Source organism: Deltaproteobacteria bacterium (assembly GCA_016875225.1).
In the GTDB taxonomy this organism is placed as follows: domain Bacteria; phylum Myxococcota_A; class UBA9160; order SZUA-336; family SZUA-336; genus VGRW01.
This window is the reverse complement of sequence record VGRW01000022.1, coordinates 1-14069: the sequence shown is the minus strand read 5'-3', so window position 1 is coordinate 14069 and position 14069 is coordinate 1. Positions and strand designations below refer to the sequence as shown.

The window sequence follows — 14069 nt, the reverse complement described above, 5'->3', positions numbered from 1 at the left end:
CCCGTCGGCGGGCTGGCGGGCGCGCTCGTCTTCAGCGCGCCGCGCGGCTGGATCGCGGTGGCGGTCTTCGCGGCGATCTTCGCGGTCCTGTGCCTGGCGCTCGCGCCTCGCGACGCTCGGGAAGCGCAGCGCACCGGCCTGTTCCGGCTCGCCGCCGGCGCGCTCCTGCTGGCCGCGATCTTCGGCTCCGACCAGGTCGCCGCGGCGCTGCAACGCGCCGCACGCGACCAGACCGCGCTCGATCTTCTGGTCGCCCTCGAAGCCTACAAGCGCGAGCGGGACACCTACCCCGAGACACTCGAGGATCTCGTGCCCGAGTATCTCCAAGAGGTGCCCCGCCCGGCGATCGGCCTGATTCGCGACGACGACGACCGCTTCGCCTACTCCAATTATGGTGACTCCTACGCGCTCGAGTTCGCGAGCGTCCTCTGGGTCCAGTGTCAGTACAGCCCGCCCTACGAGTTCGCCGGTGCGGATCCGGGGGAGCTCGACGAGGAAGAGGCCGTCGGCGCGGAGGCGGGCGAGTCCGACGCCGCGGCCGAGCCCTCGGATGCGCCCGACGTCGCCGCGAAGCGCGAGCCGACGGCCGAGGATCGGGAGCTCGCGGCAAGACTCGCGGAGCGCGGCCTCGAGGGATCCTGGAGCTGCCCGGAGGAGCCCCCGAAGCTGTGGTGACGACGGCGGCGACGGAAATCGAGCTCGGCCCGCGTGAACGCCTGCGCCGCGCGGCACGCACGGGAGGAGCCATCGCGGGCATCTACATCGGCTACAAGGGCCTGCACTGGCTCGACCGCGGCGCCCTGCGCGGCGTGGTCGGCGTCGCGCGCCGCCAGTGGGACCGCTTCTCGGCATCGACGCTGAACGACGCTGCGACCGACCTCGGGGGTGTGCTGCTCAAGGCCGGGCAGTTCCTGGCCACGCGCGCCGACGTCCTGCCGCCCGCGTACATCGAGCGGCTGGCGCGCCTTCAGGACCGCGCGCGGCCGATCCCGTACGCGGACGTGCGCTGCGTTCTGTGCGCGGAGCTCGGCACCGAGCCCGAGACGCTCTTCGCGAGGATCTGGCGCCGCCCGATCGCCTCCGCGTCGCTCGCGCAGGTGCACCGCGCCACGCTCCTGGATGGCCGCGAGGTGGCGATCAAGATCCAGCGCCCCGACGTGCGCAGCGCGCTGCGCGCGGATCTCGGCACGCTCCGGCTGGCGGTGCGCGCGATCCAGAGCATCGAGGGGACACTCGGCTTCTCGATCCTTCTCGACCAGCTCGAGCAGAGCCTAGATCGAGAGCTCGACTTCCGCCTCGAAGCCGAGAGCGCCGAGCGAATGGCGCGGAATTTCGCGGGCGATGCATGCGTGCGGATTCCGTACGTCGTGCCGGAGTTCACCCGCACGCGCGTGTTGGTGACCGAGTATCTGCCGGGCATCCGAGTGACCGACCGCGCGCGCCGGACGCGCGCGGGGCTCGACTGCGCGCGCGTGCTCGACGTCCTGTTCGACGCCTACACGGCGCAGGTGTTCGGCCACGGTTTCTTCCACGGCGATCCCCACCCGGGAAACCTGCTCGTGCTGCCGGGCCGCGCCGGAAGCTTCGAGCTCTGCTTCGTCGACTTCGGGATCGTGCAGGAAGTTCCCGCGGGCTTTCATCCGGGAGTGGTCGCGCTGGTCCAGTCGCTGCTCGCGCGCGACGCGACGTCGGTCGCCGCCGCGCTGTACGCGCTCGGGCTCGAGACGCGCGACCCGGCAGCGCGCACGATCGAGCGGATCGCGGAGCGGATCACGTCGGCGCTGCGTCGGGCCGATGCGGACGGATTCGCGACGCTCGTCGCGGCGCTCGGAAGCGAGATCGGCGAGCTCTTGCGCGAGGACCCGCTCGCGAGCGTTCCCCCGCACGTCTTTCTGCTCGGACGCGTGCTCGGCCTGCTATCCGGCGTCGCCGCCCAGCTCGGCGTGCGGATCAACCCGATTCGCGCGCTGCTGCCGCGGCTCTTCGAGGGACGATGAGCCGACTCCACGTCGGGCTCACGCCCTGGCGCACCGATCCGCAAGGCGCGGCCGGCCCGCTCGCCGCGCAGGGCGAGCGCGCGGAGTCACTGGGCTTCGATTCGTTCTGGCTGCCGGAAAGTCACTTCAACGCCCGCGGCGCGCTGCCCCAGCCACTCCTGCTGCTCGCCGCGGTCGCCGCGCGCACGCGCAAGCTCAGGCTCGGCACCACCTCCTACCTCCTGCCCGTGCGACACCCGCTCCAGGTCGCGGAGGACGTCGCGGTGCTCGACCGGCTCTCGGAAGGTCGCGTGATCCTCGGCATCGGTCGCGGCTTCCGATCCGAGCTGTTCACCGCGTTCGAGGTGCCCCCGAACGAGAAGCGCGATCGCTTCCACAGCGCGCTCGAGCAGATCCTACGCGCCTGGAGCGGCGAGCCGATCACGCGCGACGCGGCGGGTGGCGAGGAGTTCCGACTCGCGCCCCTGCCCGTGCAGCAGCCGCACCCGCCGCTCTGGGTCGCGGCGTTCGGGCCGAAGGCCGTCGAGCAGGCCGGACGCCTGGGACTGCCGTACCTGGCCTCGCCGATCGAGTCGCTCGAGACGCTCGTCGCAAACCACGAGCGACACCGCAGCGTGTTGGACGACGCTTCGCGGGCGGAGACGCTGGCCGTGCCCGTGATGCGCACGGTCTTCATCTGCAAGAGCGAAGCGCTCGCCGAGCGCGTGCGCGAGGCGCTCGCAGCGCAGACCGCGGCGCTCGCGGCCTCGCGCGCCGCGAGCCTTCGCCGCGCCTCGGAGTCCCAGGTCTCGAGCTTCGCTCTGGTGGGCGAGGCCTCGCAGGTCGCCGAGGGGATCGCTCGCTACCGCGAGGTGATCGGCATGACCCACCTGATCGCGCGCGTGCAGGTTCCCGCGGCCGAGCCCGCCGAGGTCGAAGCCGCGCTCGAGGGCCTGGCCGAGCTCGCCGAAGGTTTCTAGGCCCGGCTACTCCTCGAGCGCCCGCAGGGCGCTGTCGAGCGCGGCCGGATCGACGCGCTCTGGAAATCGCTCCGCGGCGCGGTAGATCGCCGCCAGCCGCGCGCTGGTCGCGGCGTCGAGCGGCCGCGCGAAGTCGCGCTCGCGCAGCTCGCGCAGGATGCGTCGGTTCAGCGGATCGAAGAAACGCGCGTCGAACTCCGCGGTGTCGTTCATGATCGACGCCGACTCCCGCACGTGCACCGCGCCGAAGAGATGCGCGAGCTCGTGCGCCGCGGTGAGCACGCTCGCCTCGCCCTCCGCCGGACAGAGCGCGACCGCATGCGTGCCGAGCGGGATCGCAAGCCCGGTTCGCCGCGCGCCGATCGAGAGCTCGCGAAGGGAACCGGCCGGGGCCAGCGCGAGCACGACACCCCCGGGCGGGGCCGCGACCCGCGAGGCCGCCTCGAGCAGCGCGTCGAGGTCGCGGGCGCTCGCGGGCGGCGTCCAGCTCTCGGGCCGCGCGACCAGCGCGACATCGGCCTCGCGCGTGAAGACCTCTGTCGTCTGCGCGATCAGACGCCGCGCGCCGTCCGCCCCCAGCGCGCAGGCGTCGAGAAGCCGCAGATCGAGCAGGCGCGGCGTCCGGCTCGCGTCGCGGAGCTCCGCGTCGAGGCGCGCCGCCAGCGCTTCGCCGCCGAGCGCGAGCGCCTCGAGCGCGGCGTCCGCGAGCCCCCCGCGGGAGCTCTCGGTTCGCGTCGCGACGCGGTCGCGCAGAACCAGGCCCTCGCGCGACCAGAGCTCGAAGCGCAGGGCCATGCGGCCGAGCGGCGTGCCCCAGCGATCCCGCACGAACCCGACGCGGAACGGTGTCACCACGAAGCTGTGCCACTGCGATCCCGAGAGCTCCTCGAGCTCGCCGATCAGGACGAAGTCCGGCGCCGATGGCGCCGGCCAGGCGGCCGGGTCGCGCGGATCGAAGCCGACCGACTCGACGTTCGCGAACGTGCCCGAGCGCAGCAGCGTGGCCAGCAGGTCGCCGCGCACGGCGTCGAGCACCGGCGCGTCGAAGGCGTCGTCGCCGGTGCGCTCGATCCCCTCGCGCACGACTCCGCCAAGGCCGAGCTCGAGCGCGGGCCGCGAGCCGCTTCGCATCGCGTCGGGGCGCAGGTCCGCGATCGCGCCGAGCCCGAGGCCGGGGCGCCCGGAGCTCGCCCGGTCGGCCGCGATCGCCCAGTCCAGATGCGGCGCGACCGAGACGGGCATGGGCCCGCCCAGACACGCGGCGAGCGCGAGCGAGACGCAGAGCGCGGACGCGGCGGGCGCGCGCAAGCGCTACTCCTTCGAGTCCGCGTCGCGCGTGAAGAGCAGGAACGCCATCGAGGGGCGCTTGGACGACTCGCGCATCGCGAACTGCATTCCGTCGAAGACCCAGCCCTCGGCAACGCGCTCGTTCAGGATCCGCTCGATCTCGTCCTCGGTGACCGACGAGGTCTCGACGACTTTGTAGACGACGCTAGCCACGGTAACGCCCCGCGAAATCCTTCGCGAAGTAGGTCACGATCCGGTCCGCGCCCGCGCGCCGGATCGCGAGCAGGCTCTCGTCGACGACGCGCGGCGCCTCGAGCCAGCCGCGCGAGATCGCGGCCTGCAGCATGCTGTACTCGCCGCTCACCTGATAGGCGAAGATCGGCAGGTCGAAGTGCTCGCGCGCCTGTCGCACCACGTCCAGGCAGGGCATCGCGGGCTTCACCATCACCATGTCGGCGCCCTCCTCGACGTCGGCCGCGATCTCGCGCAGCGCCTCGCGCGCGTTGCCCGCGTCCATCTGGTAGCCGCGCCGGTCGCCGCTCTTCGGGGCCGATTCGGCGGCCTCGCGGAACGGCCCGTAGAAGGCCGAGGCGTACTTCGCCGCGTAGGAGAGGATCGGCGTCCCGGAGAGCCCGGCCGCGTCGAGCCCGCGCCGGATCGCGGCGACGCGCCCGTCCATCATGTCGCTCGGCGCGACCACGTCCGCGCCCGCCTCCGCCGCGACGACCGCGGAGCGCGCGAGCAGCGGAAGCGTCTCGTCGTTCGACACGGCGCCGTCGTGGACCACGCCGCAGTGACCGTGATCGGTGTACTCGCACATGCAGATGTCGGCGATCACCACGAGCTCGGGCGAGGCGCTCTTCATGGTCCGGATCGCGCGCGCGATGATGCCGTCGGGGTCGTAGCCGCTGGTACCCAGCGCGTCCTTGTGGGCCGGAATCCCGAACAGGATCACGCCGCCCAGGCCCAGGTCGCAGATCCGCTTCGCCTCGTCGGCGAGCTGGTCGACGGAGAGGCGCAGCACGCCCGGCATCGACGAGATCGGCTCGCGAACCGCGCGGCCCTCGACCACGAAGAGCGCGTCGATCAGGTCGCCGGGGTGCAGGCGCGTCTCGCGCGCGAGCGCGCGAAGCGCCGGGGTCCGGCGCAGCCTGCGAAGCCGCTGCTCAGGAAAGGCCATGGGAGTCCTCCGCGAACCCGCGTTCGAGTGCATCGACGAGGGCGGTCGTGTTCTGGAGCTGCGCGGTCCAGGCGCGCGCCGGTGCGCCGCCGAGTGCGCGCGCGAGCGCTTCCGCCGTGGTCGGGCCGATGCAGGCGAAGGCCGCGCGAGCGGCGAGCCGGGCGCGCTCCGCCGGCGCGAGCAGCGCGAACAATCGCTCGACCGTCGAGGGGCTGGTGAGCAGCACCGCGTCGATCCCGAGCGCGAGCTCCGCGGCGAGCCGCTCGCCCGCGTCGACGGGCGCGCGATTTCGGTAGGCGTGGACCGCGTCGACGCGCGCGCCGCGCGAGGCGAGCGCGCGGGGCAGCACCTCGCGCGCGAGCTCCGCGCGCGGCAGCAGGACGCTCCGGCCCGCGAGCCCGCCCGCCGCATCGAGCGCCTCGGCGAGTCGCTCCGGGGTGCTCTCGCCGTCCGGAACGAGATCCACGCGCAAGCCGCGCGATCGCGCCTCGCGCGCGGTCGCAAGGCCGATGCAGGCCACGCGCGCACGCCCGAGCGATTGCGCGGGCGGCGTCGCGAAGCGAACCGCGTTGGCGGAGGTGTAGACGATCCAGTCGTACGTCGACGCGCGCGCGAGCGCCTCCGCGAGCGCCGCGGGGTCGGCGGCCGGGACGAGCTCGAGAAGCGGGACGATCACGGGCTCGGCAGCGCGACGGCGCAGCTCGAGCGCGAGGTCCGCGCCCTGCCCGCTCGCGCGCGCGACCAGCACGCGCCGGCCGAACAGCGGCAAGCGCTCGAACCAGGCGATCTGCTCGCGGCAGCCCACCACGTCGCCGATCACGATCACCGCGGGCGCCTCGATTCCGGCCGCGCGGATCTGCGCCGGCAGCTCGTCGAGCTTCGCCACCACCACGCGCTGTCGCGGCGTCGAGCCGCGCGAGATCGCGGCCGCCGGCGTCTTCGGGTCGCGGCCCCCGGCCAGCACGCGAGCCACGATCTCTTCCGCCCACGCCGTGCCCATCAGGATCACCAGCGTCTGCGCGCTGCGCGAGAGCCCCTCCCAGTCGATCTTCGCGCCCTGCTCGCCCGCGCCGCGGTGGCCGGTGACGATCGCGAGCGACGACGAGAGCCGGCGATCCGTGACGGGGATTCCGGCATAGGCGGGCACCGCGATCGCAGAGCTGATCCCGGGCACGATCTCGAACGGGATTCCGGCTTCGCGAAGCCGGGTCGCCTCTTCGCCGCCGCGCCCGAAGACGAACGGATCGCCGCCCTTGAGCCGAACGACGCGCCGGCCCGAGCGCGCCTTCTCGAGCAGAAGATCGGCGATCTGGTCCTGCGCAATTCCCTTCGATCCGTCGCCGCGCTTGCCCACGTCGATGCGCTCGCAGCTCTCCGGCACGAGCGACAGGATCGCGGGATCGATCAGAGCGTCGTAGAGCAGCACCTCGGCGCGCTCGAGCTCGCGAAGCGCGCGCACGGTGAGCAGGTCGGGATCGCCCGGCCCCGCGCCGACCAGCAGCACGCGGCCACTCAACCGCGTCCCTCGATCAGCCTGCGCGCGCCGCGCGCGAGAAGCTCGCGCCCGAGCGTGGTGCCGAGCATCTCCGGCGCCGACAGCTCGCCCTCCGCCGTGCCCTCGACGCGCTCGCGCCCGTCGAGCGACATCACCAGCGCGCGCAGGCGCAGCCGCACGCCGTGGATCGACGCATACGCCGCGATCGGCGTGGTGCAGTCGCCGCCGAGCTCGAACAGAAACGCGCGCTCGGCGCGGATCTGCGCGGCGACGTCGGAGTCCTCGAGCTCGCCGACGATCTGCTGCACGTCGTCGTCGTCGATCCGCGTCTCGAGCGCCAGCGCTCCCTGGCCGCCGGCGGGCACGTAGCGCTCCGGATCGAGCGGATCGAGCACGTGATCCTCGAGCCCGAGCCGGATCAGGCCCGCCGAGGCGAGGATCACGCCGGCCAGGCCGAGCGTCTCGATCTTCGCGATCCGCGTCGGCACGTTGCCGCGGATCGGCACCGGCTCGAGCTCCGGCCGCAGCGCGCGCAGCAGCGCGATCCGGCGCGTCGAGCCCGTGCCGACCCGCGCGCCGGGCGCGAGCGCCGTGAAGCGCTGCCCGGGCGCGCCGACGAACGCGTCGCGCGGGTCCTCGCGCTGCGGGTACGCGCCGACGGTGAGCCCATCGGCGAGCTGCATCGGCAGGTCCTTGGCCGAGTGCACCGCGAGATCGATCGTGCCCTGCAGCAGCGCGGTCTCGATCTCGCGCACCCAGACCTGCTTGCCGCCGTGCGCCGCGACCGGACCCTCGATGCGGTCGCCGGTCGTGACGATCTTCACGATCTCGACCTCGTGGCCGTTCGCACGCAGCTGTTTGGCGATCGTCTCCGCCTGCGCGAGCGCGAGCTGGCTCCCACGCGTACCGAGCTTGAGCTGCGTCACGGGTCCTCCTCTTCGAGACCGAAGAGCTCCCGAAGCGCCCCGGCATAGTACTGCGCGCCGCCGTTCGACGCCTCGCGGCGAAGCTCCTCGAACGGCCGGTGCAGAAGCTTCGCGACGATCGCGTGCGCCAGGCGCTCGAGCTCCGGCTGCACGCTCTCGGGCGGCGCGCCCGGCCGCGACATGATGCGGCGGACCTCGTCGAGCGCGAGCCGTTCCAGTCGCTGGTTCAGCTCGCGGATCGTCGGCGCGTGCGGAAGCACCTCGAGCCAGTGCAGGAAGCGATCCGACTCGGCCCGGGTGATCGCGCCGGCCCGATCGGCGGCTGCGGCGCGGCTCGCGCGCCCGCGCTCCGCGGTCGTCTCGAGGTCGTCGAGGTCGTAGACGTAGACGTTCTCGAGCTCCTGCACGGCCGGGTCGACGTTTCTGGGGATGCCCAGGTCGAGCAGCAGCAGCGGCCGGCCGCGCCGGTTCGGAAGCGCGCGCTCGAGCTCGGGCCGGCCGATGATCGGCCGATCCAGCGACACCGACGTGATCACGACGTCGGCGCGCTCGAGTTCCTCGGCCAGCGCGTCGAGCGGTCGCGCGCTGCCGCCGTGCCGCGCGGCGAGCTCGACCGCCGCCGCAAGCGTTCGGTTCACGACGCACGGATCCGTCGCGCCGGCCTCGCGCAGGCCAAAGAGCGCCGACTCCGCCATCTCGCCGGCTCCGACCAGCAGCACGCGCTTTCCCGCGAAGCTCTCGAAGACCTCGCCGACGAGCTGCACGCCCACGCGCGCCACCGACACGGTCGCCGCGCCGAGCCCCGTCTCGCTGCGGATCCTCTTCGCGGCGTGGAAGGCGTGCTGGAACAGGCGATTGAGCACCGGGCCGGTGCTGCGCGCCTCGACGGCCGCGCGGTAGGCAAGCTTCAGCTGGCCGAGGATCTGCGCCTCGCCGAGCACCATCGAGTCGAGCCCGCCCGCGACGCGGAACAGGTGCCGCACGACGTCGCCGCCGCGCAGCTCGTAGACGTGGCTCGCAGACGCCGAGCCGTCGCCGAGCTCCTCGCGCAGGAAGCGGTGCATGCCCTCCAGCGCCGGCTCGCCCGCGCGCGACGCGCCGAGCAGCTCGGTGCGGTTGCAGGTGGAGAGGATCGCGCCCTCGTCGAGGCTCACGCTGCGCAGCAGCTTCGCGTCGCGCTCGACGATCTGCGCGGCGGGGACGGCGTAGCGCTCGCGCACGGCGACCGGCGCGGTGCGATAGCTCATCCCGACCAGGAACAAATTCAAACCATTCCCCCGATCACGCGAATGCCGATGTACGAGAAGGCGAGGAACGCGAAGCTCCACACCACACCGCGCGCCGGCGCGGGCCCTTGCTGCTGGCGCACGATCCGCGCGCCGACGGGAAGCAGGTACACGCACCACGCGGAGAGCAGGAAGACGGTGTGGCGGGTCCACGGGTAGTTCCCGCGGTTCACGTCCCAGGCGAAGCCGGTCGCGACGCCGAGCGTCAGCAGCGCGAAGCCGAGCGCGAGCGTCAGGTGCTCGCCGCGATCGAGGCTCTCGAGCGCGGGCAGCGAGAGCCCGAAGCCGCGCCTCCGCTTCAGCGCGCGCTCCTTCGACAGGTAGCCCAGCCCCGCCATGCTCGAGAGCGCGAGGAGCGCGAACCCCGACGTGCCGAGCAGGACGTGCGCGTGCGACCAGGCGACCGACTCGCCCTCGGCCTCGAGCGCGGGAGCAGCGATCTGCAGCCCGATCTCGGCCATCAGCGTGAACGCGGCGGCGACCGACCCGACCCAGGGCCCCGCGCCGCGCAGCCTCACGTTTCGCAACACGCCGAGCCAGGCGAGCGCGGTGAGCCAGCCGATCATCGAGAGCGCGGCGGGAAAGCTCGAGAGCGGCACCACGGGCTCCGAGACGTGCAGCGCCCAGATCCCCGAGGCGTGGATCAGCGCGGCGAGCGCGATCAGGTACGGAACCCTGCGCTTTCCGTTGCCCGCGCCCCTGCGCGTCCAGCCCAGGAAAGCTGCGAACAGATACAGCGCGGTGGCAAAGCCGTGGGCGGCAAGCGTCAACGGGTGAACCTCGCAAGTGTCGCGCGCACGCGCTCCGCGTCTTCGACCTGTTCGAAGACGCGGTACGCGGGCTCACCAAAGAGCACGAAGTGCACGGTCTCGAGGCTGGTCGCGCCGGCGAGGTGCGCGCGCACCTCCTCGAGCATGACCTCGGCGCAGGCGGCAACCGAGAAGCCGCCGACGCCCGTGCCGAGCGCGGGAAACGCGATCGAGTGCAGCCCGTTCTCGCGCGCGAGCTCAAGGCTCGCGCGGGTCGCGGCTCGAAGCGACTCCGCGCTCACCTTCTCGCCGGGGCGCATCGCGGCTGCGTGGATCACGTGGCGGGCCGGGAGCGCGCCCGCGCCCGTCAGGGCGGCGGCCCCGAGCGCGATCGGGCCGATCGCGTCGCACTCGGCCTGGATCCCCGGGCCACCGAGCTCGCGAATCGCACCGGCAACTCCGGTTCCCAGGCGCAGATCGGTGTTGGCCGCGTTCACGATCGCGTCCACGGCGAGCGCCGTAATATCGCCCTCCGAAAGCAGAATCCGGCCCATCGACGCTGGATCTTCGCGCCCGCGGACAGGCGCGGCAAGCACCGAGGGACGGCCTCCGGTAGGCTTGGCCGAATGCCTCCGAGTGCCCGCGCGCTGCTGATCGCGATCTCTTGCGCCGCTCTCTGCGCGTGCCCGGCGCCGCCGGTGTCGTTTCGGGTCGTCGACCTCGACGAGGCGAAGCGGCTGGTCGAGACGCGCGAAGTGGTTCTGGTCGAGGCGCCTGAGCTGGCGACGAGCGCACCCTCGGTCGGCGAGCCGACTCCGCCAGGCGCCGCGGTGCTCGTCTTCGGAGTGAGCGAAGCGGCGACCCGCGCTCGAGCTGCGGCGCTCGCGCGGGCCGGAAACCGCCCCGTGCTGGTCTTCGTCCCACGCGATGCGGACGAACGCGGCAGGTTCTATGCTGTCGCCAGCCCCGCCAAGGAGGATCCACGTGGCGAAGATTCTTGATGTCACCGACGCCACGTTCGAGGCGAGCGTGCTGAAGTCCGACGTCCCGGTGCTGGTGGACTTCTGGGCCGAGTGGTGCGCGCCGTGCCGGCAGCTAGCGCCCACGGTCAAGGAGCTGGCCGAGGAATATGGCGAGAAGCTGCGCGTGGTGAAGGTCGACGTCGACGCGAATCCGGGCACCGCGGCCAAGATGCAGGTCCGCGCGATGCCGACGCTGCTCGTGATCAAGGGCGGGGCGGTCGTCGGCGCGCTCGTGGGCCGCCAGCCCAAGGACAAGATCAAGGCGCTGATCAACCCTGCGCTCTAGCGGCGGCTTCTAGCGCGACGGGCGCTGGAAGAAGCGCACCGGCCAGTGGCGCTGCAGCGCCTTTCGGTACAGCAGCGGGTCGGGATTCACGATCACCGGGTGTCCGACCAGATCGAGAAGCGGCAGGTCGGTGATCGAGTCGGTGTAGAACCAGCAGCGGGCCAGATCGAGCAGCTCGCGCTCGATCAGCTGCTGGATCCAGTAGATCTTCCCCTCGCCGAAGCAGATCGGCCGCACCACCCGCCCCGTGAACACGCCTTCGCTCGCCTCGAGCTGCGTGCAGAGCAGGTGCTTCACGCCCAGGTGCTCCGCGAGCGGATCGAGCACGAACTTCGTCGAGCCGGAGACCAGCGCCACCAGGTGGCCCTGCCCCAGGTGCCAGCGCACGCGCTCCTCGGCCTCGGGGTAGATCGACGGCAGGAGGGCGGTCTGAAACAGCTCCGCGGCCTCGCGCGAGGTCGCGGACTCGCTGCGGCCCGCGAACGCCGAGCTGTTCCGCTCGGTCCAGCGCTCGATGTCGAGCAGGTTCAGCTTGTAGCGCAGGTACGAGCCCAGACCCGCGACCACGGTCTTCCAGTCGATCTCGCCGCGCTCGTACAGGACCTTCAGATAGGCGGTGCCGGAGTTCTCGGCGAGGATCGTCTTGTCGACGTCGAAGAACGCTCCGATGTTCGCGGGCCTGGCTCTCGGCACGCCTCGATTCTAGCCGTCAGAACACGTAGCGGCGCATCGATACGTTCATCAGCAGCCCGATCGCGATCATGCAGGTGAGCAGCGCGGACCCGCCGTAGGAGAGCATCGGCAGCGGCACTCCGACGACCGGAACCACGCCGATCACCATGCCCACGTTGATCAGCCCCGCCCAGAAGAACAGCGCCACGATGCCCACCGCCAGGTAGGAGCCGAACGAGTCCTTCGACGAGTGGGCGATCATCAGCCCGCGGATCAGGATGCCCAGGTAGAGCGCGAGCACGACTGCGCTGCCGACGAAGCCCCACTCCTCGCCGAGCACCGAGAAGACGAAATCGGTCTGCTGCTCGGGCAGGAAGTCGAGCTGGCTCTGCGAGCCCAGGCCGAAGCCCTTGCCGAACAGGCCCCCGGAGCCGACCGCGATCTGGCTCTGGATGGCGTGGTACGCCGTGCCAAGCGGGTCGCGCTCGGGGTCGAGGAACGTGAAGACCCGCTCCTTCTGGTAGTCGTGCAGGAAGTAGAACCAGCCGACCGTCGCGCCGACGACGCCGATCGCGGCGAGGAGCACGAACGAGAACACGCGCACGCGTGTCAGCACCAGGAAGCTCGCCGAGACGATGCAGACGACCAGCGTCGTGCCCAGGTCGGGCTGCTTCACGATCAGCGCGGCCGGGATCGCGATCAGGACGGCCGGCACGATCAGGTCGCGGAGCCCGACCGGCGAGGCGCTGCTGCGCCGCGCCAGGATGCGCGCGAAGACCAGGATCATCGCCAGCTTCGCGAGCTCCGACGGCTGCAGGTTCAGCGGCCCCAGATCGAGCCAGCGCCGCGAGCCGTTCACGACACGGCCGCCGAAGAACACGCCGACCAGCAGGGCCACGACGAGCACGTAGAACGGAAACGCGAAGCGCTCCAGCGTGCGGTAGTCCGGCACCAGCGTCGCGAGCATCAGCACGACGCCGATTCCGAGCCAGGCGAGCTGACGCAGAGCGGTGCCGGGCAGACCCGAGGCGGTCTGGTCGGGCGAGGCCGAGACCAGGTTCACGATCCCGATTCCCGCCACGAGAAGCGCCATCGTGAAAAGCGGCCACTCGAAGTTCTGGATCAGCCGGCGATCAATTCCCTGCATACATCCCCGCCTCCTGCTCCAGGAATCGGACCACCACGTCGCGCGCGATCGGCGCGGCCGCGCTGCCGCCGTGGCCGCCGTGCTCGGCGAGCACGGCCACGACGATGCGCGGGTCTTCGGCTGGCGCGTAGGTCACGAACCAAGCGTGGTCGCGGTGCTGGCGCTGCAGATCCTTGGAATCGACGCGCTCACCGGCGGCCATTGCGACGACCTGCGCGGTGCCGGTCTTGCCGGCCGCGAGCACCCCGCCGGGCAGGTTGCGCATCACCGCGCCGGTTCCGTGCGGCCCGCCGACGACGTCGGCGAGGCCCTTCCGGATCAGAGCGAACGTCTCGGCCGAGACCGGAACCTCGCCTGCGACCTCGGGTCCGAAGCTCTTCACGAGCGTGCCGTCGGGCTCCTCGATCCGCTGCACGAGCCGCGGCCGGTAGCGGATTCCGCCGTTGGCGATCGCGGCGTACGCGGCCGCGAGCTGCAGCGGCGTCCACAGATTCGCGCCCTGACCGATCGACACCGAGACGGTGTCGCCCTCGACCCAGGGAGTTCCGTCGCGGAGCTGCCGCCACTCCTTCGTCGGCACGAGCCCCGGCATCTCCCCGCCGAGCTCGATCCCGGTGCGCGCGCCCAGCCCGAGCGAGCGCGCGTAGTACGCGAGCCGGTTCACGCCGAGCTCGAGCCCGAGCTTGTAGAAGTAGACGTCGCAGGACTGCACGATCGCGCGGTTCAGGTCGACGGTTCCGTGGCCTTCCTTCTTCCAGCAGCGGTAGGTGCGCCGCCCCAGCCGGAACGAGCCGCCGCAGTGCACCTGCGTGTGCTCGTCGACGAGCTTCTCCTCCAGCCCCGCGATCGCGGTGACGACCTTGTAGGTGGAGCCGGGCGGGTACTGCCCCTGCAGCGCGCGGTTCATGAACGGCTTGTACGGGTCGTCCTTCAGGCTCTTCCAGACCTCTGGATCGATCCCGGTCGCAAAGCCGTTCGGGTCGAACGCGGGGCGGCTCGCGAGCACCAGGACCTCGCCGGTGCGCGGATCGAGCGCGACGACCGCGCCCGTGTGGCCGGCCCA

At 72.1% G+C, this 14069-nt stretch carries 15 protein-coding genes; 4 read left to right on the top strand and 11 right to left on the bottom strand.

Annotated features, from left to right (window positions below):
* The first annotated feature begins 437 nt into the window (after nucleotides 1-437).
* Entirely contained in the window at nucleotides 438-1997 is a 1560-nt protein-coding gene (locus FJ108_07715) for an AarF/ABC1/UbiB kinase family protein (protein MBM4335783.1), read from the top strand.
* Nucleotides 1346-2956, top strand: a complete 1611-nt coding sequence (locus FJ108_07710) for an LLM class flavin-dependent oxidoreductase (GenBank protein MBM4335782.1) — start codon at nucleotides 1346-1348, stop codon at nucleotides 2954-2956. The genes FJ108_07715 and FJ108_07710 overlap by 652 nt, the downstream gene beginning before the upstream one ends.
* Nucleotides 2957-2962: 6 nt before the next feature.
* On the opposite strand, the gene FJ108_07705 is transcribed toward FJ108_07710, so the two are convergent.
* Genes FJ108_07705 through FJ108_07670 form a run of 8 tightly spaced genes read right to left on the bottom strand, consistent with a single transcriptional unit; the run spans nucleotide 2963 to nucleotide 10433 of the window.
* Nucleotides 2963-4264 carry a hypothetical protein gene (locus FJ108_07705; GenBank protein ID MBM4335781.1) on the bottom strand — a complete coding sequence of 434 codons (1302 nt, stop codon included), beginning with the start codon at nucleotides 4262-4264 and terminating at the stop codon, nucleotides 2963-2965.
* A gap of 3 nt (nucleotides 4265-4267) precedes the next feature.
* Nucleotides 4268-4456, bottom strand: a complete 189-nt coding sequence (locus FJ108_07700) for a DUF4177 domain-containing protein (GenBank protein MBM4335780.1) — start codon at nucleotides 4454-4456, stop codon at nucleotides 4268-4270.
* On the bottom strand, nucleotides 4449-5423 hold the full coding sequence (gene hemB / locus FJ108_07695; GenBank protein MBM4335779.1) for a porphobilinogen synthase: 975 nt from the start codon (nucleotides 5421-5423) through the stop codon (nucleotides 4449-4451). Before hemB ends, FJ108_07700 begins: the two co-directional genes overlap by 8 nt.
* Nucleotides 5410-6939: a uroporphyrinogen-III C-methyltransferase gene (gene cobA, locus FJ108_07690; GenBank protein ID MBM4335778.1), complete on the bottom strand. Its 1530-nt coding sequence runs from the start codon at nucleotides 6937-6939 to the stop codon at nucleotides 5410-5412. Before cobA ends, hemB begins: the two co-directional genes overlap by 14 nt.
* Nucleotides 6936-7844, bottom strand: coding sequence for a hydroxymethylbilane synthase (gene hemC, locus FJ108_07685; GenBank protein ID MBM4335777.1), 909 nt, complete (start codon nucleotides 7842-7844; stop codon nucleotides 6936-6938). Before hemC ends, cobA begins: the two co-directional genes overlap by 4 nt.
* Nucleotides 7841-9091 carry a glutamyl-tRNA reductase gene (locus FJ108_07680; GenBank protein MBM4335776.1) on the bottom strand — a complete coding sequence of 417 codons (1251 nt, stop codon included), beginning with the start codon at nucleotides 9089-9091 and terminating at the stop codon, nucleotides 7841-7843. The genes hemC and FJ108_07680 overlap by 4 nt, the downstream gene beginning before the upstream one ends.
* A 17-nt stretch (nucleotides 9092-9108) precedes the next feature.
* On the bottom strand, nucleotides 9109-9900 hold the full coding sequence (locus tag FJ108_07675) for a hypothetical protein (protein ID MBM4335775.1): 792 nt from the start codon (nucleotides 9898-9900) through the stop codon (nucleotides 9109-9111).
* Entirely contained in the window at nucleotides 9897-10433 is a 537-nt protein-coding gene (locus FJ108_07670; protein MBM4335774.1) for an Appr-1-p processing protein, read from the bottom strand. Before FJ108_07670 ends, FJ108_07675 begins: the two co-directional genes overlap by 4 nt.
* A 72-nt stretch (nucleotides 10434-10505) precedes the next feature.
* Here FJ108_07670 and FJ108_07665 point away from each other — a divergent pair, with 72 nt between their 5' ends.
* Together FJ108_07665 and trxA are read left to right on the top strand one after the other, a co-directional pair.
* Nucleotides 10506-10880: a hypothetical protein gene (locus FJ108_07665; protein MBM4335773.1), complete on the top strand. Its 375-nt coding sequence runs from the start codon at nucleotides 10506-10508 to the stop codon at nucleotides 10878-10880.
* Entirely contained in the window at nucleotides 10864-11187 is a 324-nt protein-coding gene (gene trxA / locus FJ108_07660) for a thioredoxin (GenBank protein MBM4335772.1), read from the top strand. Before FJ108_07665 ends, trxA begins: the two co-directional genes overlap by 17 nt.
* Nucleotides 11188-11196: 9 nt before the next feature.
* Here the strand turns inward: trxA and FJ108_07655 are convergent, their stop codons facing one another.
* From FJ108_07655 to mrdA, 3 genes are all read right to left on the bottom strand, one after another.
* Entirely contained in the window at nucleotides 11197-11880 is a 684-nt protein-coding gene (locus tag FJ108_07655) for an HAD family hydrolase (protein MBM4335771.1), read from the bottom strand.
* 16 nt (nucleotides 11881-11896) lie between these two features.
* Complete coding sequence (gene rodA, locus FJ108_07650) at nucleotides 11897-13006, bottom strand: rod shape-determining protein RodA (protein ID MBM4335770.1); 1110 nt, start codon at nucleotides 13004-13006, stop codon at nucleotides 11897-11899.
* Nucleotides 12993-14069 (bottom strand): penicillin-binding protein 2 (mrdA, locus tag FJ108_07645; protein MBM4335769.1); only part of this gene is annotated, 1077 nt, incomplete at its 5' end. The genes rodA and mrdA, both read right to left, overlap by 14 nt.

What these genes read in the sequence shown, in the direction of transcription:
- FJ108_07710 (MBM4335782.1), top strand. Translation starts at nt 1,346, where the DNA reads ATGCGTGCGGATTCCGTACGTCGTGCCGGAGTTCACCCGCACGCGCGT.
- hemB (MBM4335779.1), bottom strand. Translation starts at nt 5,423, where the DNA reads ATGGCCTTTCCTGAGCAGCGGCTTCGCAGGCTGCGCCGGACCCCGGCG.
- FJ108_07680 (MBM4335776.1), bottom strand. Translation starts at nt 9,091, where the DNA reads ATGAGCTATCGCACCGCGCCGGTCGCCGTGCGCGAGCGCTACGCCGTC.
- FJ108_07670 (MBM4335774.1), bottom strand. Translation starts at nt 10,433, where the DNA reads ATGGGCCGGATTCTGCTTTCGGAGGGCGATATTACGGCGCTCGCCGTG.
- FJ108_07665 (MBM4335773.1), top strand. Translation starts at nt 10,506, where the DNA reads ATGCCTCCGAGTGCCCGCGCGCTGCTGATCGCGATCTCTTGCGCCGCT.
- rodA (MBM4335770.1), bottom strand. Translation starts at nt 13,006, where the DNA reads ATGCAGGGAATTGATCGCCGGCTGATCCAGAACTTCGAGTGGCCGCTT.